Source organism: Roseburia sp. TF10-5, from assembly GCF_003462365.1.
Classification (GTDB): Bacteria; Bacillota; Clostridia; order Lachnospirales; family Lachnospiraceae; genus Roseburia; species Roseburia faecis.
The window spans coordinates 70,302-97,097 of sequence record NZ_QTYW01000009.1; the positions used below are offsets into that span (position 1 = coordinate 70,302).

A 26,796-nucleotide genomic window follows, 5' to 3' on the forward strand; every position below is an offset into this window, starting at 1 on the left:
ATGGGTGATTACGAAATAGAAAATGCAAAGGAGGAAATACATGGGAAAACCCACAAAAATATTTATCGTGCTGCTGGGAATCATGCTTTTGTTTACAGTGATTTCCCGTTCGGCAGCATCTTTTACCGTTGCGCAGGTGCGCATTGAGCAGCCACAGGCGCGTAAGATTGAGCATAAAGTGACCGGGGACGGTACAGTGGAAAAACTGCTGGATCAGGCAGTGTATGCCCCGGCGGATATTCTGGTGGCAAAAGTGAATGTACGTAAAGGACAAAACGTAAAAAAGGGACAGACGCTTGCAGTGCTTGACATGGACAGCCTGAAAGATAAAATCCGGACGTTTTCTGATGACATTGAAATACTGCAGCTGCAAAATGACGCGCTGCTCTCTGCCGAGGCAAAGAAAAACAGTGACCGGAACCAGGCGGTTGCCCGTGCCAAAGAGGATTACAGGGATACGGTCAGAAACAATGCGGATGCCGTCAGGGACGCAAAGAAAGATGTAAAAGATACGAAAACCAGATTGCGCAGGGAGCAGGCGCAGGCATATGAAAAAAAGCTGGAAGAATTACAGACAGCGGTCAAAGAGGCAAAAAAGACATATGATGATGCCATAGAACAGCAGAAAACCGAAGAGCAGCAGGCGAGACGTGCCGTAGAGGATGCTGCCAAAACTCCGGTCAGCGATTATTCCGATACCATCACACAGATAGAGATCAACCAGAAACAGCGTAAACTGGATGCTGCGCAAAAAAAGCTGGATGCTCTCACAAAGCAAAAAGACGGGATACAAAAATCCATGGATCGTCTGAATGCGCAGAAAGCACAATTAGAAAAAGCATTTGCGCAGGAGAAAGACGAAGCACAGAAGCAGAATTTAAAAACAGGGATCGCGTCACTGGAAAGCCAGATTTCTGCGCTGACGGCACAGAGGGATTCCTGTACTGATCAGTGGGAAAATCAGTGTGATACGGTGCTGGATTTAAAAGATGAGCTGGCAACCGAAAAACTCCGGCAGCAGGCAAAGAAAAACGAAGCATCCAGTCAGGAAGCAGACCGCAGACAGACACTTGCCCGTGCGCAGGAGGACTATGAAAATGTTGTGGGCAAAAATGAAAGGCTTGTCAGCGAGGCGGAACAGAAATGGAAGGAATCCAAATGCACCTTGCAGGCATTTGTACAGGGGGAAGACGAAGAACCACAGGACACTTCTGCGGCAGAGAATGCGAAAAAAGCGGTAAAAACCGCACAAAAACAGCAGAAACAGCAGAATAAGGAAGCAAAACGTGCACTTGCGGATGCTGCGGAAATAGAAGCAAAAGACAATAGTGCAGAAATCAATGCGGTCACAATTACGCAAAAACAACAGCAGCTTGCAACATTGCAGAAAGTGAAAGCGTCCAGAGGAAAAGTAAAGGCACAGATGAGCGGTGTTGTAAGCAGTGTACAGCTTACAGTGGGAGAAAAAACAACGGACACGGCGGCCTTTCTGCTGGCAGATACTTCCGGTGGACTGCGTTTTACCACACAGGTCAGCAGGGAAGATGCCGTATATGTGGACTCCGGTGATACGGTTGCATTAAAAGCAGGGGATCGGACATGGGAGGACATGACGGTTCTTTCTACGGAAACGGAAGAAGACCATACTGTAAAAGTTACGGTGTATGTGCCGAAAAAAACAATTTCCCTGGGGGCAAATGCAAGTATGGAGTTGTGTAAAACTTCGGAAGAATATTCTGTCACGCTGCCAATCACCGCCATACACAGCGAAAAAGACAAATATTTTGTATACACGATGGAAAAAGCAGATACGGTGCTTGGAGGAGCGTATGTGGCAAAGAAAACAAATGTGACAATTGCTGAGAAAAATGGAGAATATGCGGCAATTAAAGATGGCGATCTGTCATCGGGAGACTCTGTGATTGTGGATTCCGATGCGGTTCTTTCGGCAGGAGAAAACGTTCGCCTGCAGGAATCATGAGGCGCCTGTTTGCGCTGTTTCTGTCGGGAGGATGCCTGTTTGCAGCGGTTCTTTTTGCCATGGGAGCGGCGCGTGCAGACAAGTGTGCAGATGCTGTGTGGCAGAATCCGGTTCTTTATCTGGAGAAACCGATTTCTGCGGAGGACGCACAGAACATCGCAGAAAGCGCAGTATTTACGGCATGGGGGGAAACTGCTGATCAGACAGTGACGGATCCGGATCTCGGAAAAAGCGTGCAGACAAACGTGGTGTGGCTGTATGGTTCCTCCGAATGGATATTGCCGGCATCTGCGGTGCTGCCGGCAGATGACGGGAAAGGATGTCTGATCGGAAAAAATACAGCGTGGAAATTGTTTGGAAGTACCAGTGTAACCGGACTGCAGATCTGTGTGGATCATCAGACGCGTACCATCCGCGGTGTTGTGCAGCAGCCGGGAAACGGTGTGTATCTGCAGGGGAAAGATCAGAAAAAGAAAGTGTTTTGCCGTCTGACGCTGGCAAGTGATAAAATGGAGGAAGCACAAAATTTTCTGTTGCAATATGGTCTGATAGGACATGTGCTGCGTATGGATTATTTACGCAGCTGGCAGACGCTGTCAGAACTGGTTCCGGGCAGGTGGTCAGATTTTTCCGGGTGGAAAGAAAATGTTCAGACGAGAAAACAACAGTTGCGCCAGATTGCAAAAATGCGCAAAACAGGAATTGAATATTATTACGAGACACAGTGCAGGAGATATAAAGCTGACCGGTGTGGGACATTTGTCTGTCTGGCGGGAAGTATTTTTGCAGGATATCAATATACCCACCGCAAAAAGTGATGGGTATCGTAACCGGTTTATTTGCCCCGTGATGCAAAAAAGTCATCAATTGCCGCGTGCAGTTTCTGAGGATCCATGCTCTTTAATAAATAACCATCTGGTTTTAAAGACATAACATTTTTTACGGTTTCTGCATCATTTTTTCCAGTCAGAAATATGATCGGAATATGGTGAAATTCCGGATCTTCCCGGAGCATCTGCATGATCTGGCTGCCGTCAACGATCGGCATGGCATAATCCAACAGAATCAGATCAGGGGTGTTTAAGGTCAGGTATTTGATCGCCATTGCACCGGAGTTTGCCAGTACAACCTGATAGGTGTCTTCGAGCAGAGCCTTGATTTTGCGCAGGATAATACCAGAATCATCCACAGCCAGAATCGTGTGTTTTTTCAGCTGATAGAAATCGTTCATCTGTGTGCAGACATTATCGACCATATCGCCCACCGTAATCGGGCGGGTGAACACATCCATGACCATCTGCTGTGGGAGGGTTTCCCACAGCAGTTCCAGTTCATCTATGTTTCCCATAATAAATACCGGAGTCTTGTTTTTTATCGCCTGGTCAACCATTACTTTTACGCTGACCGCTTTTTTTAAAAGCTCCGGGCTTGTGCAGATCAGGTAACCACTTGGTTTTTCCGAGATGACAATGCTGCTGGCTTCTGCTATCGTTACAATTTTTACTTTGACATTTTGTTTTTCAAAAGCACTTTCTAATGATTGTGCGAGATAACTTTGTTCCTCCATCAGGATGAGAAATGGGCTTTTTATTTCGTGCATGATGTCTCTCCTTCTATTGTAATAAATTGACCATTGTATCAGTTAATTTCATAATTTCTTCCATTTCCACATCTGTAACGCAGACACGCAGCTGTTCCATCAGGTCTTTGAGCTTATCCGGTGTCTGAAACGTCTCCATGGTTTCCATGGCATGATCCACGCCATCCATGTCAAACTGTTCTACACACTGATGCATCTGCTCAAGAACGGTAATCCAGTCATCAGAAGAAACTTCCTTTTTGCTGCTTTCGTTATCCTCCACATAAGGACGCAGGAGGGACTTAAGACTTCGGTACATGGCAAGCACCGGTCCTGTTTTTTCTTCAAGTGCAGCAAGATTTTGTGCATTTCCATACATTTCCAGTTCCTTTGCAGCTTCGGACAGACCGGGGGCACCGATCAGCAATGCGGAACTTTTTAATGCGTGGACTTCAATCGTATAATCCTTTATTAATTGTTCCTTTAGACATTGTTCAATCTTTTTGGATTTGCTGTCGATGGTGTTGTAAAAAATCTGTATGATCTGTTTTAATGCTTCCTCCGATCCGCAGTAGGGCAGACCGTTTTCGAAGCGGAATCCCGCAGGATTTTCCGCGGAACTGCCGGTGGAAGTATCCGTTATGGAATCCGCAGTGTCCGTTTCATCCGACAGAATCTTTTCGGCTTCTTCCCGGGTAAGTTCATGGATCATATCTTTAGGAAGCCATTTGCGCAGCTGGTTACAGATCATCTGGAAATCAATCGGTTTTGCAACAAATCCGTTCATGCCTGCATTTGCAAACTCCTTTTGTGCGTTTACCATAGCATTTGCAGTCAGGGCAATGACTGGCAGGTTTTGGTATTGTGGTTCCGGAAGTGCCCGGATTGCTTTGGTAGCTTCAATGCCGTCCATCACAGGCATCATGTGATCCATCAGTACCAGATCATAATGCCGTTCCTGTACCATAGCGACAGCATCTTTTCCATTTTCTGCGGTATCAATCTGAAGTTGCAGAGGTTTTAGAAGCTCCTGGGCAACGAGCAGGTTCAGGGAATTATCATCTACCAGGAGAATGTGGGCATCCTCTGCGGTAAACAGGCTTTCTGCTTCTTTGCTGACAACACTGTTGTGCCGCTGCTCGTAGTTGATTTCTGAAATTGGTGTCGAGTCCATAATCGTCTGGTCAATACAGAAATAAAATTTACTTCCCTTTCCGTATTCACTTTCTACACCAATAGTCCCTCCCATCATATTGACGAAATTTTTCGAAATTGTCAAGCCCAAACCGGTTCCCTGAATACGGCGGTTCTTTTTTAAATCCACACGCTGGAAGGAATCGAATAATATTTCCTGATCTTCTTTGCGGATTCCGATACCGGTATCTTCCACTTCATAATAAAGGGAAACTTTATCATAATCTTTTTTATGGACATGGACGGAAAAACGGACATGTCCATGTTCGGTATATTTGATGGCATTGCTGACCAGATTTGTAATTACCTGCCGGATGCGTCCGGCATCCCCATATAAAAGGCATGGTATGGTCTGGTCAATTTCATAAATCAGCTCCAGAGGGCATTTGCTGATCTGGTTTTCCATTGTCAGCTTCAGGTCATGGAACAGGGAGAGCGTATCATAAGGCTCGAAAACCAGCTGCATTTTTCCAGATTCAATCTTGGAAAAGTCCAGTACATCGTTGATGATGGAAAGCAGTGCCTGTCCGGAACTCTGGATGTTTAGCAGGAATTCCTGTTCTCTTGGGGAATGCCGGGAACGCAGCATGACTTCCGTGATTCCGACAATGGAATTCATAGGGGTACGGATCTCATGGGATATATTGGATACAAACGCGGATTTTGCCTGTGTGGCAGCTTCTGCCTGTGTAACGAGTTCTTTCATGCGGTGGTTCTGTTCCAGAATTTTTGTGACATCTACCAGTGTCAGCATATATCCCTGTGGGGTGTTGCAGCTTTGCAATTCCGTTTCCTCGACCTGATAGTGGTGATCCAGCCAGTCAAAATATCCCTCCGAACCCCGGAGAATATCGTAGATTTCGCTGTCTTTCTGACGGTGGATGGCTTTTTTCTTCATAGAAGAAACCAGTGTTTCTGCCATAGGGTTCAAAAAGAGAAATCTTCCCTCCAGATCCGTGACGACAACAGCTTCATTTAAATTCTGGATGATCAGGTTTTTTGCGCTTTTTACCGGGTCGATCATTTTGTATTTGACGACGGCAATACACATAAACACGCAGGCGAAAAACATTCCGAGCGGTGTCGGGTCGTCCCATTTTAAAATGCCAAGAAGGCGCAGGGAGAGAAGGATCGCAGGGGAAAGCATGGAAAACAGCAGGATGATATGCAGATTCAGGCGATCTGGCATATCCTTTTTGGAAAGATACGAGGAAACAATCACACATACACTGCCTATAATTTCCATAACCTGAAAAGCCATAAATATATAATACATAGGAGCCGGGGCAATTTCGAGAGTATACCCACGTATATTCGACTGTGACGGGTTAAGCCAGTAATCCTTATAATACCAGTGGTGATGGTCAACGGTTGCAATCAGGATATAGAAAGCACAGTTGATAAACAACAGGGCATTGATAAACCATCTTGGAATTTTAATGTTCTGCCAGCGGAGAATAAACATCAGTGCGCAGTAATTGGCAAAACATTTTCCGAGATATTCCATCTTCCCTATAGTAAGAAGTGTTTGCCTGGAACCACCCACAATATAAATGCTTTTTGCTACCAGTGTGACAAGGCAGCATGCGATTGTCAGAAGAAGTTCGCTTTTATAGGTGGCATCCTCTTTCTGGGAAACAATCACCAGCAGGGCAAATGTTATAAAAACACCAAACAGGTGCAGGGAAAGCCATCCTGTCGCAAATATCATAATGGGGATCTCCTTTATCTGAAAGTAAGGTAATACAATAGTACTAATTTTATTATAGATTTTCAGGGGAGATTGTCAACGCAATTTAAAGATAATACTTGACGTACCGTTTGGGTTCATATACTGTAAAATTAAAATATTGAGGTTCTTACGAAAGAGGGAAAATTATGCAATACGATAAGCTGCAGTTGGGATGTCTGCTGATTGTACTTTATGTGGCTTTTATTTATGTAAGGGAAAGATATGCATATAAAATAAAGAAAAAAGAGCCGGTGTTTGCGTGGCTTCTGGTTATGGGAATACTGGAAATCACTTTGGATGGTATTACCGCATACACCGTTAACCATCTGGACAGTGTGCCGGCTGTGGTGAATATGGTGTTACATATGTGTTTCCTGTGCAGTCTGGATATTATGATGTTTCTCATGTTTTTGTATCTTCTGGATATTACAAGAGGAATTCCAAAAAATAGGAAAAAAAGGATATTGCTGATGGCTCCATTGGTGATCAATCTTGCCATTGTTATTATTTTTATGCCGCAGCTTTCCTATCTGCACGGGAATATTACGAACTATTCCATGGGAATTTCTGCATATACCTGTTTTATCATGGTGGCCGTATATATTCTTGCTGCGATTGTTATTTTATTTACAAGCTGGCATCAGCTTGGACATCATAAACTGATTACGGTATCAACCTATGTATTTGCATCAATTGTTGTGACCTGTTATCAGATGTTTCATCCACAGGCACTGATTTCATGTATTGTGCCGACACCGGTAATTGTGGGAACTTATCTGAATATGGAAAATCCCGTGTTTACAAAGCTGCAGGATTACAGTAATGAGATGGTCATGGGATTTGCGACGCTTGTGGAAAACCGTGATGACAATACGGGCGGTCATATCAAGCGGACCACCGCGTATGTGCGTATGCTGGCAGAAGAGCTCCGCACACGTGGATTGTACAAAAAGCAGCTTACGGGGGATTATATTAAAAATCTTGTCATGGCTGCACCTATGCATGATGTCGGGAAGATCGCCATACCGGATGCTATCCTGCAGAAACCGGGAAAACTCACCAGTGAAGAATTTGATATTATGAAAACCCATGCGGCGCGGGGCGGAAAAATCATCAGGGAAACATTTGGACATCTGGGGGATGATGAATACGAAAAAATGGCGTATGAAGTGGCCAGACATCATCATGAAAAGTGGAACGGAAGAGGCTATCCGGATGGACTTTCGCAGAAGGAAATTCCATTATCCGCGAGAATTATGGCGGTAGCGGATGTGTTTGATGCGGTATCGGCAAAGAGGTGTTACCGGGATGCGCTTCCGCTGGAAGAGTGTTTCCGTATTATAGAAAACGGAAGCGGACAGGATTTTGATCCGGTGATTGCAGGGTGTTTCTTGACATGAAAGAAAAAATCAGAGAGGTGTACAGAACGAATGAAGACCGTAATCATTAATGGGCAGAACCACAAGGGTTCCACCTATCATATCGGAAAACTGCTGGCAGACAAAATCGGTGGGGAAGTGACAGAATTTTTTCTTCCGCGGGATTTCTCCGACTACTGTATCGGCTGTGCGCAGTGTTTCAGTGTGGCAGCAGATAAGTGTCCGCATTTTGAAAAACAACAGCCCATTTTAAAGGCAATGGATGAGGCGGATCTGATCATCCTGACCAGCCCGGTCTATGTGTATCATGTGACCGCTCCGATGAAAAATTTCCTGGATCATCAGGGGCACCGCTGGATGGTACACCGCCCGAGACCGGAGATGTTCCACAAGCAGGCGGTGTGTATTTCCACCGCCGCCGGAGCAGGTATGAAAAGCACCAACAAAGATATGCAGGACAGTCTGTTTTTCTGGGGCGTGCCAAAAGTTTATAAAATCGGAATTGCCGTGCGTTCCGTAAACTGGGATACCGTTTCCCCGAAGATCCGGCAGAAAATTGATCAGGCAGTAGACAAAACTGCCGCAAAGATCTTAAAAAACAACGGTAAAGTGAAACCGGGAATCAAAACAAAAGGATTCTTTTCAGTGATGCGCATGCTGCAGAGCAAAGGCGGTCTTTCAAAGCCGGATGCCGAGTACTGGAAAGCGATGGGCTGGACGGGCAATAAACGGCCGTGGAAGTAATGGAGAAATAAAAAATTATGCATTTTGTACAGGCAAAAGGAATTTTATCGAAAAATAACGGTATGAACATTTACCGTGGTTGTTCGCACGGCTGTATCTACTGTGACAGCAGAAGCAAATGTTACGGATTTACTCACGCATTTGAGGATATCGAGGTAAAGGAAAATGCACCGGAACTTCTGGAAAAAGCGCTTCGCTCCAAACGGCAGAAATGCATGATTGGAACAGGTGCAATGTGTGATTCCTATCTTCATATCGAAGAAACGCTTGGCCTGACGCGAAAGTGTCTGGAACTGATTGACAGATATGAATATGGTGTTGCAATTCAGACGAAATCCAACCGTATACTGCGGGACCTGGATTTACTACAGTCGATCAATGAAAAAGCAAAGGCAGTTGTCCAGATGACGCTGACCACTTATGATGAAGAGCTATGCAAAAAGATCGAGCCAAATGTATCGACAACAAGACAGCGCTTTGAAGTGTTGATGGAATGTAAAAAAAGAGGAATTCCTACGCTTGTATGGATGACACCGATTTTACCGTTTATCAATGATACTGCGGAAAATATCCGGGGGTTACTGGAATATTGTCTGCAGGCAGAAGTAAAGGGAATCATGTTTTGGGGAATGGGAGTGACGCTGCGGGATGGAGACCGGGAGTATTTTTATCATGCATTGGATCAGAAGTTTCCAGGACTCAGACAAAAATATATACACACATATGGGAATGCATATGAACTGCCAAGTCCACATACAGAGGAATTGACACAGATGATATGGAATACATGCCGGGAACACGGGATAATGTGTATGCCAGAAAAGTGTTTTTCATATCTGCATCAGTATCCGGAAAAATATGTGCAGCAGTCGTTGTTTATGAGTTAAAATAACTTTATTAAGAGTGGGAGAGGTTATGATCGAAGGAAAAAACATATCAAAAGATTTTGTATCCCGGAAGATTTTTTTGCTTTTGGCAATCGCTGTCATACTGATTCTGTTGGGAATTCATTTTTGGATAAAATCGTCTTCGGACATTTCTGTGAAGGATGCAGAAAAACAGATAGAAGAGAATCTGAGGGCGGCAGGAGTTTCAGAATATGAAAAAATAGATCTGCAGGCATATGAAAAACAGGCGGGAGTGGATCTCTCGAAGTATGTTTCCTATCGCTTTTTTTATACCAGCGATGATTTAAAGATTGAGGCGTTTCTCAGCGCTCCGATAGATCTGCTTGGGAAAAAGAAGTCACCGTGTCTGATTTATAATCACGGAGGCAACCGGTCATACGGGGCATTAAAAAATGTGGAAACGACATATTATGCCTATCAGTTTCATACGATCTGTGTGGCATCCAATTATCGTGGCTGTGGAAAAAGTGAGGGAACCGATGCTTTTGGCGGGGATGATGTCCACGATGTGATCCATCTCCTGGATTTGTGCGAAAAACTGAATTCTGTTGATACAAAGAATATTAATATGTTTGGAGTTTCCCGTGGGGGAATGATGACCTATGAAACATTGCGCGAAGACCGGCGCATCCACAAAGCGGTTGTTGTTGCCGGAGTTGCGGATTGTACCATGAACTACGAAGAACGCGAAGATATGAGATCGCTGCTTACGGAGCTGATCGGGGGGACACCGGAACAATTGCCGGAGGAATACAGCAGGCGTTCCGCGGTTGCATGGGCAGATGAGATTAATACACCGCTTTTGATTTTCCATACGACAGGAGATGATAAGGTGTCGATCAAACAGGCGGATAAGCTGGTAAAACAGTTAAAGAAAAATCAGAAAGATTATGAGTATGTAACGTTTGAATCCAATATTCATGGGGATCTGCGAAAAACGGATGTGGAAAAAATCCGGAAATGGCTGCAGACGTAGATATTTTATAACCTTTTTATCTTTTTTGTATATGGCAATGTCATTTAATTTGCTGGTTAACTGCGGGGTCTGGCGCCTTTGGGGTTTGGCAAGTGGGACGGATTTGCGGAGATTGTTCTAAATATAAGTTTTTTCGATGTGACGTAAGAAGGGGGACATTCTCTTTCTCCAGAAAAATTTACAAATTAACGCCGATATTGATTTCAGGTAAGTTTGACAAATATAAAGGCACCAGAACCTGCAGTTAAAGGCGCTCCCGGAAGGAAATGCGTGCAATGAGCGTTTACGGTAAAGTGATAAATACTTTGGAATCCTGACATGCTAATAGGTGGAAATTTCATTGCCGGTGTTTTGTGAAACAATAGTTCTATTGAAGCCTTTATATGATCGGGCATTATAAACTTATAAATAAAGGATGGGTTCTATATAATTAAAATTCATAGGAAAGATGCCATCGTGGTATCTATTCCAATAAAATTCATGTAAAAGATACCATTGCGGTACCTATACATTGAAAACTTAACATGCAGATACCGGAAAGTCTCTATAGATCAAAAATTGCTTCTCCAGATACCGCTTTATTGAAAAATGCGGTATCTGGAGAAGCAATTTTTACTATATAGGTGACATTTTCTGATTTCAAGCATTAAAATTCCAGAAAACCGTCACCCAAAACTTTAATTTTTCATCTATAGATACCCGGCCTTATCATCAAGTGATTTAACAGGGTATTTTTATGTTTATTCTAGTTCATGGGATTCGTAACTGCTTTTAAGGCGTCCCTTTAACTGCAAGTTCTGGCGCCTTTATATTTGTCGCATAGAAAAAACTTGTATTTAAAACAGTTTCTTGCAAATCCGTACCTTTGATTTCCGCAAAAGGCGCCCGGTCTACGCAGTCAAACCTAATTCTAAAAAGGGTACAGTAATCACAAAACAGGCAATTTTAGAAATTTTAAAAACCCACAAAGCCTTTGAAACCGGGACTTAATAAAATTTTTAGAAATTTTATTAGCACTCATACTTGACGAGTGCTAATAACGTGTTATAATAGGGGCATAAACAAAGAACAAAACGTTTACAGGAGGAAATGACTTATGTACGATTTATTTGATACATTTTTTAACCCATGGTATGACGATAGTGAATATAACAAGAAAGCCCCGAAGCAGCAGGCATCGCAAAACACACAGAATCTGATGAAGACAGATATCAGAGAACTGGCAGACGGATATGAGCTGCAGATGGAACTGCCTGGTTATAAGAAAGAAGAAGTGCAGGCAGCATTGCACAAAGGCTATCTGACGATCAGTGCAGCCAAGAGTGCAGAAGAGACCGTGGAAGGTAAGTATCTGCGCCGCGAGCGTTATACCGGAAGCTGCCAGAGATCATTCTATGTGGGCGAGTATCTCCGTCAGGAAGATATCCGGGCAAGTTTCCAGAACGGTATTCTTACCCTGTTTGTTCCAAAGGAAGATAAGACAAAGACAGAAGAAAAGAAATATATTACCATTGCGTAATCCTTTATAAATATCCCCTGATTTTTGAGCCGTTGCAGGTATTTTTCCTGCGGCGGCTTTTTTCGCGTCACAATTCTTTTTTCCGAAGAAACAAAACTTTATATACAGGTATAGAGGCAAGTGGCAATGATTGATGTTGCTTAATGATGAAAAAGGCAATATAATAAATGGATTGAGATGAAATGATACAGGAAAAAAGAGAGAATTTTATGTTTACAAACGATACAATTTTTTATAAAAAACTCCTGGGTCTTATGCTTCCGATGATGCTGCAGAACCTAATGCTGGCACTGGTTGCCGTGGCAGATGCGTTTATGCTCGGAGGGATGGACCAGAATTACATGTCGGCAGTTTCACTTGCCACGCAGATTCAGTTTATTCAGAATATGCTTCTTTCTGCTGCAACCGGAGGACTGGCGATTCTCGGGGCACAGTACTGGGGCAGGGGCAATATCAAAACGCTGGATGATATTTTCTGTATGGCACTGCGGCTTTGTGGTCTGGTGTCGATTGCATTTTTCATTGCCTGTATCTGTTTCCCACAGTATCTGATGCTGTTTTTTACGGATGAACCGGTATTGATCGGTTATGGCATGCAGTATCTGCGGATTGCCGGATTTTCTTATCTGCTTACAGGAATTTCCCAATGCTATCTGGTGGTTATGAAAATCAGCGAGCACGCATTGACAACGGCACTGATCAGTTCTGCTACGGTAGGGATCAATATTGCACTGAATGCCATTTTGATCTACGGAAAACTGGGCATTACCCCGATGGGTGTCCGGGGTGCAGCAACAGCGACATTAAGCGCAAGGATGATAGAACTGGCCTGTTGTATCCTGATTTCCAGCCGTCCGGGCTACATCCGTCCGTATCTGACCCGTCTGTTTCAAAGAAACCGGGAACTGGCACGGGATTTCCGGAAATGCGCAATGCCGATTCTCGGTGCGTCCCTGTTCTGGGGAGTCGGATTTACTTCGTATTCTTCTTTTATGGGACATCTGGGAGTAGACGCGGCCGCTGCCAATTCTGTGGCGGCGGTTGTCCGTGATATCATCTGCTGCCTGAGTGCCGGAATTTCCGGTGCGGCGGGGATTATGGTCGGAAATGAGCTTGGTGCCGGCAACCTAAAACGGGGGAAATTATATGGTACGCGGATGATGAAGATTTCCTTTGTGTGCGGAGTTGCCATGATGGTTCTCATGGGAATTTCGGCACCGTTTATTTTGCATTTTGTCAAACTGACACCGCAGGCAGCCGTATATTTAAAGGGAATGTTTGTTGTGCTCTGCGTCTATATGATTGGCCGCTCCGTCAACGAAATTACTATCAATGGCGTGTTTGGTTCCGGCGGTGATACAATGTTTGATGTGTACAGCCTTGCCGTAACAATGTGGGGAATCGCGATTCCACTTGCTGCGCTTGGAACTTACCGGTTCCACTGGCCGGTGATTGTCGTATACGCGTGTACCTGTATTGATGAGGTTGGAAAAATTCCGTGGACGCTCTATCATTTTCGGAAATATAAGTGGGTGAAGGATCTGACGCATACGGGGATGGAGCAGAAAGAAAAATCATAAATTTATAAAAAATCAGCTGGTCGTATCCCTGCGGATCAGTACCGGTGTAATCTGTTTATGGATCGGTTTCGAAAGAGAAACCGGTCTTCTTTTTTTTCGTTCTTCCATCTGCTGCACCAGAAGTTCCATTGCGGTTTTGGCGATCAGGTCGATCTGCTGTCCGACCGTTGTGATAGGCAGAATTGCCTCGCTTGCAATCGGGGAATTGTCAAATCCGACCAGTTCATAACTGTCAGGAAAGCATCCGTATTTTTGGAAAATCAGGTTTAAAAACATATTTGCATAGGTATCATTGGCGAGGAAAATCCCCTTTTTTTTGCATGGATACTTCTCATCAATATCAGAGAAAATGTGCTTCATTTGTGCAAAAATGTCCTGATAAGAATCCCCTATTACATTTAAATTCAGTTCATAAGGAACGTGATATTCCTGACAGGTATCTTCAAAGGCACGGATACGGTCATAGGCAGGGATGGACTTTGGAACATCCGCATTAACGTGAATCAGTACATCGCATTTGTCCCGGATCAGAAGCGTTGCCGCCTGGAGCGCACCCATATAATTGTCGCTGGTTACGCCACAGATATGTTCGGCTTCGCGCTCAATGGCAATGACAGGGATCTGATAAGAAGCCAGTTTTTCGGAAGAAAGAGTGTGACTTAACACGATCAGACCCTCAATCTGGTATGCCATCAGTTCATCAATGTACTGTTCCTCCTCGGACGGTCCGTTGTCGCTGACGAATACGAGAAATTTATAATGAAAATCGCGGTAGCTGGAAAGAATCTGTGTAAGCATTTCCGAATAATAGTGCAGATAAAGGTTCGGAATAATGATTCCGATAAATTCACTCTTTCCATTGGCAAGAACCTTTGCAAGCTTATTCTTTTTGTAACCCAGAGTATCAAGAGCCTGTGAAATTTTCTCCTGATTTTCAAGCGTCAGGGAGTCCGGATGATTAAAATATCTGGAAATGGTTGTCTTTGAAAAATTCGTATATGCTGCAATATCTGCAAATGTTACCTGTTTCTTTCCCATCTGAAAGCTGTCTCCTTTATCTGTTTTATCCATAGTATAACAACCGGAAAGAAAAATAGCAATGAAAAAATAACTAGTTACGTAATCGGTTACTTTAATAAATAAAAGTGTTGACATATCGGAAACTTTGTTGTACTATCATAATATAAAGTAACCGGTTACTTTACCGGTTACATCAAAGCAGAACGAGTAATACGATGAAAAGGAAGGAGCAATTGCATGAAAAAACTGGCAAAACAAGTCGGCTCTGCGAAAAAACAAACCATGGGGGGGAAGCTGTCTTATATAAAGAAAAACTGGCAGCTGTATGTTTTTTTTCTGATGCCGGCACTGTTACTCACAATCATTTTCAAGTATCTTCCGATGGGAGGACTTCTGATTGCATTTGAGGATTACAATGTCATTAAAGGAGTTTTGGGAAGCCCGTGGGTGGGGCTGGAATATTTCCAGAGATTTTTATCATCACCGGATTTTATGAACTACCTGCTGAACACATTAAAGCTGAGTATCTTTGGACTTCTCTGGAGTTTTCCGATACCAATTATTCTGGCACTTTTACTGAACCGTATCCGCAAGGCGGGGATTAAGAAAAAAATCCAGCTGCTGATCTATGCACCGAATTTTATTTCCGTCATCGTGCTCTGTGGTATGGTGCGTATGTTTTTATCTCCGGTAGGACCGTTAAACCGTCTGCTGGGGATGAATACAAACTGGATGACCATGCCGTCCGCATTCCGTACCATTTATATTGCAAGCGGAATCTGGCAGGGAGCAGGCTGGGCATCCATCATGTATACTGCAGCATTATCCAATGCAAGCAAGGAACTGGAAGAGGCAGCCATTGTGGACGGTGCAAATCTTTTGCAGCAGATCTGGTATGTGGAACTTCCGGCAATCAAGGATATTATCGTGATCCAGTTTATTTTACAGGCCGGAAACATTATGAGCATCGGCTTTGAAAAGGCATATGCATTACAGACAGATATGAACTTACCGGCTTCTGAAATTTTATCAACCTATGTATACCGGATTGGTCTTTTGAATGGCGATTACGGTTATTCTACGGCAGTGGGACTGTTTAATTCGGTGATCAATGTGATCCTGCTTATATTTGTGAACTGGGTGGTAAAGAAATTAAACGATGGAGAAGGATTATAGGAGGAACGTGAAATGGAAACAGTTAGTAAAATGAAATATTCACGGACAGACCGGCTGGTGCTTGGAATCGGTTATGCCATTCTTGGACTGTTTGTTCTTTCAATTGTTGTTCCGCTGGTCTATGTTGTTTTAGCATCTTTTATGGACCCGACGGTATTGAATAATCAGGGACTGAGTTTTCACATCAAAGACTGGACACTGGATGCATATCGGCGTGTGCTGGAAAACGGAATGATCTGGCGCGGATTTTTAAATTCGTTTTTGTATTCACTGGCATTTGCGGCAATTTCCGTATTTGTCACATTGTTAGCAGCGTATCCGATGTCGAAAAAAGAATTTGTCGGAAGAAAATTTTTTAACGTGATTTTTCTGATCACCATGTTTTTCGGCGGTGGAATGATTCCGACGTTTATTTTGATCAATCAGCTTCATATGGTAAATACCGTGTGGGCAATTCTCATTCCGGGAGCATTTAATGTCTGGAATATGATTCTGGCAAGAACGTACTATCAGTCCATTCCAAAAGAACTGCGGGAGGCATCCGCAATTGACGGGGCAAATGAGATCCAGCATTTCTTCCAGATTATGATGCCGGTGTGCAAACCGATTATCGCGGTGCTGGCACTGTGGTCTTTTGTCGGTATGTGGAACAGTTATTTTGATGCGATGATTTACTTAAATGATGCAAACTTACAGCCACTGCAGCTGGTTCTGCGTTCCATTCTGGTACAGAATACACCGCAGCCGGGCATGATCGCGGATATTCAGAGTACCGCGGAGATGGCAAAAGTTGCCGAACAGTTAAAATACGCAACAATTGTAGTATCAAGTTTACCATTGCTTATTATGTATCCATTTTTCCAGAAATACTTTGACAAAGGTGTTATGGTTGGATCGGTAAAAGGTTAAGCAGAAAGGACAGGTACAGATATGTGGAAGAGAAAAATTAAAAAATGTCTGGCACTCGGACTGGCATTTGCTATGATGACCGGTGTGGCAGGATGCGGAAAAGAGCAGCATCTGGAGGCAGAGATCAATCCGGATATACCGGTTTCCGAAGTGCAGTTTCCACTGAAAGAACAGGCAGAATTATCATTTATCACAAGTGCTCCGGCAACCTCTACGCAGAATCCGAACGAGCGGATTATTTTTAAGAGACTCGAAAAACAGACGAATGTACATATTGACTGGACCTGTTTTGTGGCAGACCAGTTTTCCGATAAAAAGAATCTGGCACTGGCACAGTTTGGAAACCTTCCGGATGGTTTGTTTAATGCAGGAATGAGCGATTATGATCTGCTTCGTTATGCAAAGCAGGGAATTATTATTCCGCTGGAAAATCTGATTGACAAATATATGCCAAACCTTCAGGCGGTCTTTGAGAAATATCCGGAATACCGGACGATGTGTACCGCACCGGACGGACATATTTATTCATTTCCGTGGATTGAGCAGCTTGGCGCAGGGAAAGAAGCCATTCAGGCAATCGGGGATATTCCTTATATCAATAAAAAGTGGCTGGATTATCTGGGACTGGATATTCCAACGACAACCGATGAACTGGAACAGGTGCTGATTGCGTTCCGGGATCATGCGGATGATCTGAAAAAACAGTTTGATATCGAGGGAGATGTGATTCCGATGTCATTTATCATCAACAATGGCGATCAGGATCCGGCGATTCTCATCAACGGATTTGGCGAAGGATATGGAGATACGGGCGATCATTTTGCCGTAAAAGATGACGGAACCGTGATTTATACGACCGTGCAGGAAGGTTATAAAGAAGGCATCGAATGGCTGCATAAGCTGGTAACAGAGGATCTTGTAGATCCGGAGGCATTTACGCAGGAGTGGTCAACCTATGTGGCAAAAGGTAAAAATCACCGTTACGGTCTCTGCTTTACCTGGGATATTGCAAATATTGACAACAATACCGATTATGTGATGCTTCCGGCACTGACCGGTCCGGAGGGAGCCAGAAATATCACAAGACAGAATAACAGTGAAACAAGTGGTTTTGACAGAGGCCGCTGCGTGCTTACATCCAGCTGCCGGAACACGGCACTGGCGGCAGCCTGGATTGATCAGATGTATGCGCCGCTTCAGTCCCCGCAGAATAACTGGGGAAGTTATGGGGAAAAGGATTCGTTTAATATTTTTGAACTGTCCACAAATAAAGATGGCGGTGAAATGTTGAAGCATCTGGATCTGGGTGACCAGTCACCGGTAGAGGTACGTGAGGCGCAGTCCGTCAACGGACCGCTTGCAGTTCTCAATGAGTATTATGATATGTATGTCACACAGCCGGCGGATGCCAAATGGCGTCTGGACAATATGCATGAAACATATCTGAAGGATATGAAAAGCAAGTATGTATATCCGAATGTGTTTATGAGTATTGACGATACCAATAAAGTATCCCAGTATGATACCGATATTAAAAAATATGCGGAGCAGAAAAAAGCAGACTGGATTTTAAATGGCGGAATCGACAAAGAGTGGGATTCCTATTTAAAGAAAATGGAGAAATACGGGCTTTCCGATTATCTGGCAATCAAACAGAAATATTTTGATCAGTATCAGGAGTCATTGAAAGAAGAAAAATAGGTACTGTTCACAGTAACGATAAATAAACAGGAGAATTTGCATGAGTGAGATGTTAAAAAAAGCAAGAGCATATGAGGCAGAAAAAGCAGCACAGACCGATAAAAATACCAGACCGTTGTTTCATATCTCGGCACCTGCCGGATGGATCAATGATCCGAACGGTTTTTCCATTTACGATGGAAAAATCCATCTGTTTTACCAGTATTACCCATATGCAAGGGAGTGGGGACCGATGCACTGGGGGCACAGTGTGACAACGGATATGATAAGCTGGGAACAGCTTCCGGCAGCACTTGCACCGGATCAGGACTATGACCGGATCGGATGTTTTTCCGGAAGTGCTATTGAAGCGGATAACAAACATGTGCTGGTCTATACTGGTGTCACAAAGATTACACTGCCGGACGGCAGGGAAGAGGAACGACAGAACCAGTGCATCGCATTCGGGGATGGCAGGGATTATGTAAAGTATGAAAACAACCCGGTTGTGACCGGGGAGATGCTGCCGGAAAACTGCAGCCGGATTGATTTCCGTGACCCGAAAATCTGGAAGGAAGAGGACACCTATTATCTGATTGTCGGAAGCAAGGATAACAGGCAGATCGGACAGGTCGTGCTCTGTTCCAGCAAAGATTTAAAAGAATGGAAATTTGAGACCGTTCTTGCGGCAAACAGTACCGGAAAAGTCGGAACGATGTGGGAATGTCCGGACTTTTTCCCACTGGGAGATAAACATGTACTGATCTGTTCCCCACAGAATATGAAAGCGGAAAAATATGAATTCCACAATGGAAATAATTCTGTTTATTTTCTTGGAAATTATGATAAAAATTCGCATATATTTGAAAAAGAAGAACCGCATACGATTGACTACGGACTGGACTTTTATGCACCTCAGACCACACTTCTCCCGGATGGGCGGCGTGTGATGATTGCATGGATGAAGTCATGGGATGCCTGTGTGGTGCCGGATACGCAGGACTGGCAGGGCATGATGACTCTTCCGCGGGAACTGGAAGTAAAAGACGGACAGATCTGGCAGCAGCCGGTACGGGAGCTTGCGCAGTATCATAAGAATCCGTGTCATTATGAACATGCAGAGATTGATGGTGAGACAGCACTTTCCGGCATTTGTGGACGGACGATGGATCTGACTGTTACAATGGATGAACAGGATTTTAACGTTTTTTCCATACAGCTTGCCGCAGATGAGGAATACGAGACCGCTTTTACTTATCATAAGGGAACAGGAATATTGGAGATTGACCGCACATACTGTGGTGTGACAAAAGATGTGGTCTGCGTGCGCAAAATTAAAATTGCAGATCCAAAAGGACTTAAAAAAATGCGGTTTATTCTGGACCGTCAGTCCATTGAGCTTTTTATCAATGACGGGCAGCAGGTGGCAACAACGGCGGTCTGTACCCCTTTGGAGGCAGAGGGAATCCGGTTTTTCAGCGATAAAAAGATGTATATTACGGTCGAAAAGTATGATATTGTATTATAAAAAGTAACAGGAGGAAGAGAACATGGACGTAGTGGCTTTGGGGGAACTGCTCATTGATTTTACCGAAAACGGAGTCAGCGGGCAGGGCAATCCGCTGTTTGAGGCAAATCCGGGAGGCGCACCGTGCAATGTGCTGGCAATGCTGTCGCGCTTAGGACACAGGACGGCTTTTATCGGAAAAGTAGGAAACGATTTTTTCGGAAAGCAGCTGGAAGATGCGATCACGGAAGTCGGGATTGATGCAGCCGGACTTTTAAAGGATGACAAGGTGCATACGACGCTGGCACTGGTACATACGTATCCGGATGGAGACCGGGATTTTTCCTTTTACCGCAATCCGGGCGCGGACATGATGCTGACGGAAGAAGAACTGCCGGAGGGAATAATCCGCGGAGCAAAAATCTTTCATTTTGGAACGTTGTCCATGACGCATCCGGGTGTCCGCGCAGCAACGAAAAAAGCGATCGCGGTCGCAAAAGAAGCAGGTGCGCTCATTTCCTTTGATCCGAATATCCGCAAACCGCTCTGGGACTCCATGGAAGATGCCAGGGAACAGGTGTTATATGGTCTGGGACAGTGTGATATTTTAAAAATATCGGATAATGAAATCCAGTGGCTGACGGGTAAAGAAGATTATACGGATGGAGTCTGCTGGATACGGGAACGCTATCCGGTTCCGCTTATTCTGGTTTCCATGGGAAAAGAGGGAAGCCGGGCGTATTATAAAGACAGAATTGTGGAGGCAAAGCCGTTTCTTCAGCCAAATACGATTGAGACGACCGGCGCGGGAGATACGTTCTGCGCATGTGTCCTGCATTATGTGCTGGAGCATGGACTGGAGGGGCTTGAAGAGAAAGATTTGAAAGAGATGCTTCGTTTTGCCAATGCGGCGGCTTCTCTGATCACGACGCGCAAAGGCGCGCTCCGCGTGATGCCAGAGAAAGAAGAAATTGAAAAAATGCTATAAGAAATGGGAGGGCAGTGCCCTCCCGTTTCTTACAAAGAAAATGGTTCTATCTTACATGTATGAATCCTGCTTTTGGTATCGTAATTGATTCCGACCAGTAAAAGGTTTCCATGATACTCTTTCAGGCTTTCACAATATTGTTTTTGTTTAATCTGCGTGATTGCGCCCTGTGCACTATGATCCCATTTTAATTCGATAACAAGTGCTGGTTTATCCGGAAACTTCTTCCGTGGAAGAAATACCATATCCGCAAATCCCTTACCGCCGGCAAATTCCCTGTGTATCGTATAGAAATTGCGTGCGGCATAGAGTGCCAGTGAAACCGTATAACTTAACGCATTTTCATCATTATACTGGATATGTGATGTCTCAAAATGCGCCTGCTGAATCCCAAGTGCTACCTGTTCTGGTCTTCCCTGCCAGATTGCCTGCAGGGTGTCTGCTGAATTTTTCAGGGCTTTAGAGATTTCGCCCCAGTCGGATACGGAAACACTGTTAACGTATTCTTCACGCACTTCATTGTTTGGTATTTTTACGGTTTTGTTTTCGTAGTCATAGCTAAGATAGCCCAGATGGATTAAAAGAGTCAACACATCATCTTCGGTGCGGAAGGTTGTCATATCATTGGTAAAACTTCCGGTATTGACAGGAACGGATTCCCCGGCTATCATACTGAGAACATCATCTTTTAATCCTTCAAAATTCATATCGATATAAATCTGCAGGGCTTCAAATGTTTCTGTTTGGTTCCAGTAATTTCCAATTTTCCCAAAACGCATGCAGCTTACAACAGACCTCGGATTATAGATGGATGGTATTTTTTCAAAAGAGTATCCATTATACCATGCTTTTATTTCATCCAGATCCATATGATAATCTGTACAAAGGGCAGCGACTTCCAGTTCGGTAAAGCCGACATAGGATGCAAGAGGTCCCGGATTTATCATGGAAAATTCATCAAACATATTTAAAGCGGAATGGGTTCCGTATTTTTTGATCGGAAGAATTCCTGTCATATAAGCGAGTGCAATACAGGACTTATCTTTTAGCATATCCCTCAAAAAATCCAGATAGATTTCCTGGGCTTCTTTATCCTGTTTGTATTCCCGGAAAATACAGTCCCATTCATCAATGATTACGACAAAAGGACAGTTAGTTTCCTGATATACATCCTGCATGGATTCAATAAGATCTGTATCATCAAAATAATCAACATTCGGGTATTCCCGTTTTAAATCCCGCAGTACCAGCCGTTTCATGCGATCAAGCAGTTCATAGATGTTTTTCGTCCGGCTTAAAAATTCCTGCATATTTAAAAACAGGGTGTTGTATTTATTACGATAGGTGTCAAAATCCAGATTCCGGGCAATTTTATATGGGGAAAAGAGTTCTTTTGCATCACAGCCACGGCTGTAGTAGGAAGCAATCATGCTGGCGGTTATTGATTTCCCAAAACGGCGGGGACGGCTGATACATATATATTTCTGCAGAGTCTGTAAGACAGAATTTGTATAGGTCAATAATTCTGTCTTATCCACGTAGATATCAGAATGTGTAATTTCGTAAAATTTTTTTCCATCCTGGTTTAAATAATTTCCCATGCAGTACCCTCCTCTAATTACACGTTTGCCCGTGTAAATGTATCATATCACAGGAATGCCTGCAGACTCAACTATTTCCGCAGAAACAGCACACTTACATACTATTATGCGATTAAATATACAAAAATAACAGGATTATGTAAATTATAATCTGATATTCTCTTGGAAAATCTGGAAAATACCAGTATAATTTTCTTAAATGAAGATCGGAGAAGGAAATCATGATTAATCGGGAAGACATGCTCGAACTGACACGGCGCATGACTCCGGCGCGGTCACACATTGACCGGATCGCCGGTGCATATTATGATGCAGAAGGATATATAGATGGTACATTCAACACGCATTTTTTAAAACTTTCCACAGCAGAAAAAACGAAAAATCTGGAACTGGCGAAGGCAGTTTTACAGGCAGAGACCAACAAACAGCTGAAGGATTACCGGATTCCGGAAACCGCAAGAAAGCCGGGAAGTATCTGGCAGCTTCTGGATGGAATCAAAGAGTCCGGGCTGCAGAACGATGCGTTTTTGGATCTGCTTTATGAAATGATCGGGGAACGTGTTGCACCGGGAAAAGAAAGTTATTGTTTTTTGTTTCATGGAATGTATGATGTTCCAGTGAAAGGAACCGATAAGGAATGGCAGGAAGGTTCCGAGGAAGTATATAATTATCTGCTGTGTGCCGTGGGACCGCTTGAGGGAGAATATGAGCCGGGGCTGCCGGAAGCAGGATTTTTATATCCGGCATTCCGGCAGAGAAGTACGGCATGTAATTATATAAATCTGTATGAAACAGCTGCTTATCAGAACCTGTGGAATCTGTTATGGAAATAGAAACTACATACGGAAACATTTTTGAAGCTCTTTATATTCACCGAGAACAAGCAATGTGGTACCAGACCGGAATACGGTATTTGGAGAAATTGCCATATTAATTTTGTCGTCTTCCCGGATGGCAACAATATTGATTCCGAATTTTTTCCGGATATCCAGTTGACCGATTGTTTTGGAAATCCAGTTTTCCGGAACTTCCACTTCAAAAATTGCATGTGCCTCATCCACCTGAATATAATCGCGTATGTGATCGGCAGTATACCGGATAGCAGCCCACTCTGCAATCTGTTTTTCCGGATAAACAACTTCGTCTGCACCGTTTCGCAGAAGAAATTTTTTCTGTACATCCCGTTCTGCACGCGATACAACCGTTTTTGCACCGAGTTCCTTGAGCAGGGAAGTAGTTTCAAGGGAATTCTGGAAATTTCCACCTATCGTTACCATACACACATCAAAATTACCAATGCCAAGGGATTTTAAGAAATCGGCATTGGTACTGTCACCGATCTGAGCATTGGTGACAAACGGAAGAACCTCATTGACACGTTCTTCGTTGTTGTCGACTGCCATCACTTCGTGACCAAGATTGTTCAGCTGTATGGCAACATGTCTTCCAAATCTTCCTAATCCAATTAATAATATATTTTTCATGGTATTTTCAACTCCTTTTTAACCAACTGTTATCTTTTCGAGCGGCAGTTTTACTCCGTTTTGTTTTATGGAAATTGCCGCATAAATTAAGGTAAGCCCACCGACTCTGCCGAAAAACATCAGAAGGATCAGAATCAGCTGGGACGGGATGCCGAGAGTTGGTGTAATTCCAAGTGTAAGTCCGACGGTTCCGACAGCGGATGCCGTTTCAAACAGGCAGTCCAGAAGTGGAAGGTGTTCGATGGAACTGATGGCAATCCCTCCAATAAAGAAAAAAATGATATATAAAGCGACGATGGTGGCCGCATTTTTAATGGCATGACTGTCAAGCCGCCGACCGAAAATTTCAATGTCCTCTTTCTGGCAGAACGTGGCAACCATATTTAAAATAAGGACTGCAAAAGTTGTTGTTTTCATGCCGCCGGCAGTAGAGCCGGGAGATCCTCCGATCAGCATCAGCAGAATCATAACAGATTTTGATGTCGGTGTCATTGCTGTAAGATCTGCGGTATTAAAACCGGCAGTTCTTGTTGTTACAGACTGAAACGTGGAGGCCAGCAGTCTGGTGCCGGTTGATGAACCCGTAAAATCCACAACAAAAAAGAATACGGCCGGAATTATAATAAGTAAAGCCGATGTCCAGAGAATGACTTTGCTCTGTACGCGATAACGTCTGATATGCCATTTATGGGTGCAGATATCGTCCCACGTCAGAAAGCCGATGCCACCAATTATGATCAAAAGCATAATTACGAGGTTGATCAGTGGGTTGGCGATGTATCTGCCCAGAGATACAAACGGCTGGCTGGAAGTTCCCAGAAGGTCAAAACCGGCATTGCAAAATGCAGATACAGAGTGAAAGGCTGCCATCCAGATGCCTTTGATGCCATAATCACGGAAGAAAACCGGAAGCATGGCAGTCATGCCGAGCAATTCAATAAATAATGTACCCTGTACGCTGAATTTGGTCAGGCGGACAATACCGCCGATTTTCGGTGCAGAAATTGCATCCTGCATTGTACTTCGCTGCATGAGCGAAATTTTCCGTCCGGATAAAATGGCAAAGGAAACAGCAACGGTGATGACACCCAGCCCGCCGGTCTGGATCAGCAGCAAAATAACTGCCTGTCCAAAAGAAGACCAGTAACTGCCGGTGTCCTGTACAACAAGCCCTGTGACACATACCGCTGAAACAGAGGTGAATAGTGCCTCATGAAAAGGAGTCTGTGTTCCGGAAACCGAAGAGACCGGAAGCATCAGCAGCAGTGCGCCGACAAAAATGACAGCGGCAAAGCCCAGTACAATTAATTTAAAGGAGGAAAGTCTTTTCTTCCTGTGAACCACTTTTGACATATGTTTAAATTTCTCCTGTATTTATTCTACGTATTATAACATCATCTACATAATAACGCATTTGTGAGGATATACGAATTTACAGTAAAATTTTTGTAAACTATTATGCGTTTGTATCAAAATGCGAAAACAATGGTGGGATTTGTAAGAATTGCAGTTGTAAATATATAATAACGGGGATCAGAATTTGTATGGAAGGTGGGAAAAAAGAATGGTATCAGAAACTCAAAAGGATACATGTTGATTATTTACAGGACAGAGAGAAAGTTTATTACCTTGTTGTAAAAAAGTTATATAATGAAACAAAAGTTATATAAACTTATATAGGGCATAAGAAGTTGTATGAGCAATCCATTTACATTGTATCATTAAGTGGTACAGCGGTGCAGACACATTACTATGAAATTTTGCCACGATTCGCAGAATTTGTGAAGTACCGATGTGCGGAAGAGTAGAGTTGTTATAAGTAAAAAAGATTTGAGGAACAATTATGATTCAAAGAGAAAACATGCTGGAACTGACACGGCGCATGATCCCGGCACGGTCACACATTGATCGGATCGCTGGTGCATATTATGATGCAGAAGGATATATAGATGGCACATTCAACACGCATTTTTTAAAACTTTCCACAGCAGAAAAAACGAAAAATCTGGAACTGGCGAAGGCAGTTTTACAGGCAGAGACCAACAAACAGCTGAAGGATTACCGGATTCCGGAAACCGCAAGAAAGCCGGGAAGTATCTGGCAGCTTCTGGATGGAATCAAAGAGTCCGGGCTGCAGAACGATGCGTTTTTGGATCTGCTTTATGAAATGATCGGGGAACGTGTTGCACCGGGAAAAGAAAGTTATTGTTTTTTGTTTCATGGAATATATGATGTTCCAGTGAAAGGAACCGATAAGCAATGGCAGGAAGGTTCCGAGGAAGTATACAAATATCTGCTGTGTGCCGTGGGATCGCTTGAGGGAGAATATGAGCCGGGACTGCCAGAAGCAGGATTTTTATATCCGGCATTCCGGCAGAGAAGTACGGCATGCGAATATATAAATCTGCACGAAAAAATTAAAATATGGGACATATGTGGGAAAAAGTTATGAAAAGATCCTGCGAGAAACAGGGGAGTGGACATATGTAAAAAAATTTGATGAAAAAGTCCCTTGAGAGACTGAAAACGGGATGTATACACCAAAAATAAGACAAAAAGTCCCGTAGTGATTTCTAAATGGGACATAATTGCAAAGAAAGTTGCTATATATCCTGAAGAGATAAATTGCCGGGATATCTATGTAAAGAAAAATTTTATATGTCCCAACAGAAGGGAGGTGCGGGATATATGAATTTACTTTTTTCCGATATATCCCATTGTTAAAAAAATATAAAAATTTACTTTACATGAGAATGAAGTTGTGTTTTAATAACGTCATATTAATGTAGGTAATTGCGAAACAAGTTCGCAATCCTGATTAAAAATGCGGTAAGAATCC

At 43.5% G+C, this 26,796-nt stretch carries 21 protein-coding genes; 15 read left to right on the forward strand and 6 right to left on the reverse strand.

What is annotated here, in order from left to right; translation table 11 throughout:
- Positions 1-40: 40 nt before the first annotated feature.
- Positions 41-1,981, forward strand: a complete 1,941-nt coding sequence (locus DXD06_RS10245) for a biotin/lipoyl-binding protein (RefSeq protein ID WP_158569518.1) — start codon at positions 41-43, stop codon at positions 1,979-1,981.
- Positions 1,978-2,799: a hypothetical protein gene (locus DXD06_RS10250; protein WP_117831562.1), complete on the forward strand. Its 822-nt coding sequence runs from the start codon at positions 1,978-1,980 to the stop codon at positions 2,797-2,799. The genes DXD06_RS10245 and DXD06_RS10250 overlap by 4 nt, the downstream gene beginning before the upstream one ends.
- 17 nt (positions 2,800-2,816) lie before the next feature.
- On the opposite strand, the gene DXD06_RS10255 is transcribed toward DXD06_RS10250, so the two are convergent.
- Together DXD06_RS10255 and DXD06_RS10260 are read right to left on the reverse strand one after the other, a co-directional pair.
- Positions 2,817-3,581, reverse strand: a complete 765-nt coding sequence (locus tag DXD06_RS10255; protein ID WP_243001007.1) for a response regulator — start codon at positions 3,579-3,581, stop codon at positions 2,817-2,819.
- A 13-nt stretch (positions 3,582-3,594) separates the two neighbouring features.
- The gene (locus tag DXD06_RS10260; RefSeq protein ID WP_117831563.1) at positions 3,595-6,465 is read right to left on the reverse strand and encodes an ATP-binding protein; all 2,871 of its coding nucleotides are present in this window, start codon (positions 6,463-6,465) and stop codon (positions 3,595-3,597) included.
- Between the two features lie 167 nt (positions 6,466-6,632).
- Here DXD06_RS10260 and DXD06_RS10265 point away from each other — a divergent pair, with 167 nt between their 5' ends.
- From DXD06_RS10265 to DXD06_RS10290, 6 genes are all read left to right on the forward strand, one after another.
- Positions 6,633-7,886, forward strand: coding sequence for an HD-GYP domain-containing protein (locus DXD06_RS10265; RefSeq protein ID WP_243001009.1), 1,254 nt, complete (start codon positions 6,633-6,635; stop codon positions 7,884-7,886).
- A gap of 30 nt (positions 7,887-7,916) precedes the next feature.
- The gene (locus tag DXD06_RS10270) at positions 7,917-8,609 is read left to right on the forward strand and encodes a flavodoxin family protein (RefSeq protein WP_117831564.1); all 693 of its coding nucleotides are present in this window, start codon (positions 7,917-7,919) and stop codon (positions 8,607-8,609) included.
- Between the two features lie 17 nt (positions 8,610-8,626).
- Entirely contained in the window at positions 8,627-9,496 is an 870-nt protein-coding gene (locus DXD06_RS10275; protein WP_117831565.1) for an SPL family radical SAM protein, read from the forward strand.
- Positions 9,497-9,524: 28 nt separating this feature from the next.
- Positions 9,525-10,493 (forward strand): prolyl oligopeptidase family serine peptidase, encoded by a 969-nt coding sequence (locus DXD06_RS10280; RefSeq protein ID WP_117831566.1) that lies wholly within the window; start codon positions 9,525-9,527, stop codon positions 10,491-10,493.
- Between the two features lie 1,096 nt (positions 10,494-11,589).
- Positions 11,590-12,012, forward strand: coding sequence for an Hsp20/alpha crystallin family protein (locus DXD06_RS10285; RefSeq protein ID WP_022045555.1), 423 nt, complete (start codon positions 11,590-11,592; stop codon positions 12,010-12,012).
- 209 nt (positions 12,013-12,221) lie between these two features.
- Positions 12,222-13,592 (forward strand): MATE family efflux transporter, encoded by a 1,371-nt coding sequence (locus DXD06_RS10290; RefSeq protein ID WP_117831567.1) that lies wholly within the window; start codon positions 12,222-12,224, stop codon positions 13,590-13,592.
- Between the two features lie 12 nt (positions 13,593-13,604).
- Here the strand turns inward: DXD06_RS10290 and DXD06_RS10295 are convergent, their stop codons facing one another.
- The gene (locus tag DXD06_RS10295; protein ID WP_117831568.1) at positions 13,605-14,630 is read right to left on the reverse strand and encodes a LacI family DNA-binding transcriptional regulator; all 1,026 of its coding nucleotides are present in this window, start codon (positions 14,628-14,630) and stop codon (positions 13,605-13,607) included.
- A 219-nt stretch (positions 14,631-14,849) separates the two neighbouring features.
- Between DXD06_RS10295 and DXD06_RS10300 the strand changes: the two genes are divergently transcribed.
- From DXD06_RS10300 to DXD06_RS10320, 5 genes are read left to right on the forward strand one after another with little or no spacing between them, the layout of a single operon-like run.
- The gene (locus DXD06_RS10300) at positions 14,850-15,788 is read left to right on the forward strand and encodes an ABC transporter permease (protein ID WP_117831569.1); all 939 of its coding nucleotides are present in this window, start codon (positions 14,850-14,852) and stop codon (positions 15,786-15,788) included.
- A 12-nt stretch (positions 15,789-15,800) separates the two neighbouring features.
- Entirely contained in the window at positions 15,801-16,697 is an 897-nt protein-coding gene (locus DXD06_RS10305) for a carbohydrate ABC transporter permease (protein ID WP_022045551.1), read from the forward strand.
- Between the two features lie 21 nt (positions 16,698-16,718).
- Complete coding sequence (locus DXD06_RS10310; RefSeq protein ID WP_117831570.1) at positions 16,719-18,398, forward strand: ABC transporter substrate-binding protein; 1,680 nt, start codon at positions 16,719-16,721, stop codon at positions 18,396-18,398.
- Positions 18,399-18,438: 40 nt separating this feature from the next.
- Positions 18,439-19,905 (forward strand): glycoside hydrolase family 32 protein, encoded by a 1,467-nt coding sequence (locus DXD06_RS10315; protein WP_117831571.1) that lies wholly within the window; start codon positions 18,439-18,441, stop codon positions 19,903-19,905.
- A gap of 22 nt (positions 19,906-19,927) precedes the next feature.
- Positions 19,928-20,872 (forward strand): carbohydrate kinase family protein, encoded by a 945-nt coding sequence (locus DXD06_RS10320; protein ID WP_117831572.1) that lies wholly within the window; start codon positions 19,928-19,930, stop codon positions 20,870-20,872.
- A gap of 29 nt (positions 20,873-20,901) precedes the next feature.
- Here DXD06_RS10320 and DXD06_RS10325 read toward each other — a convergent pair whose 3' ends face one another.
- Positions 20,902-22,473 carry an AAA family ATPase gene (locus DXD06_RS10325; protein WP_117831573.1) on the reverse strand — a complete coding sequence of 524 codons (1,572 nt, stop codon included), beginning with the start codon at positions 22,471-22,473 and terminating at the stop codon, positions 20,902-20,904.
- A 221-nt stretch (positions 22,474-22,694) separates the two neighbouring features.
- Here DXD06_RS10325 and DXD06_RS10330 point away from each other — a divergent pair, with 221 nt between their 5' ends.
- Positions 22,695-23,306, forward strand: coding sequence for a DUF4317 family protein (locus DXD06_RS10330; RefSeq protein ID WP_055067376.1), 612 nt, complete (start codon positions 22,695-22,697; stop codon positions 23,304-23,306).
- A 3-nt stretch (positions 23,307-23,309) separates the two neighbouring features.
- Here DXD06_RS10330 and DXD06_RS10335 read toward each other — a convergent pair whose 3' ends face one another.
- Positions 23,310-23,957: a potassium channel family protein gene (locus DXD06_RS10335; RefSeq protein ID WP_117831574.1), complete on the reverse strand. Its 648-nt coding sequence runs from the start codon at positions 23,955-23,957 to the stop codon at positions 23,310-23,312.
- An 18-nt stretch (positions 23,958-23,975) separates the two neighbouring features.
- The gene (locus DXD06_RS10340; protein WP_117831575.1) at positions 23,976-25,310 is read right to left on the reverse strand and encodes a TrkH family potassium uptake protein; all 1,335 of its coding nucleotides are present in this window, start codon (positions 25,308-25,310) and stop codon (positions 23,976-23,978) included.
- A 490-nt stretch (positions 25,311-25,800) separates the two neighbouring features.
- On the opposite strand from DXD06_RS10340, the gene DXD06_RS10345 reads away from it, so the two are divergent.
- Positions 25,801-26,409, forward strand: a complete 609-nt coding sequence (locus tag DXD06_RS10345; protein WP_243001011.1) for a DUF4317 family protein — start codon at positions 25,801-25,803, stop codon at positions 26,407-26,409.
- Positions 26,410-26,796: the final 387 nt, after the last annotated feature.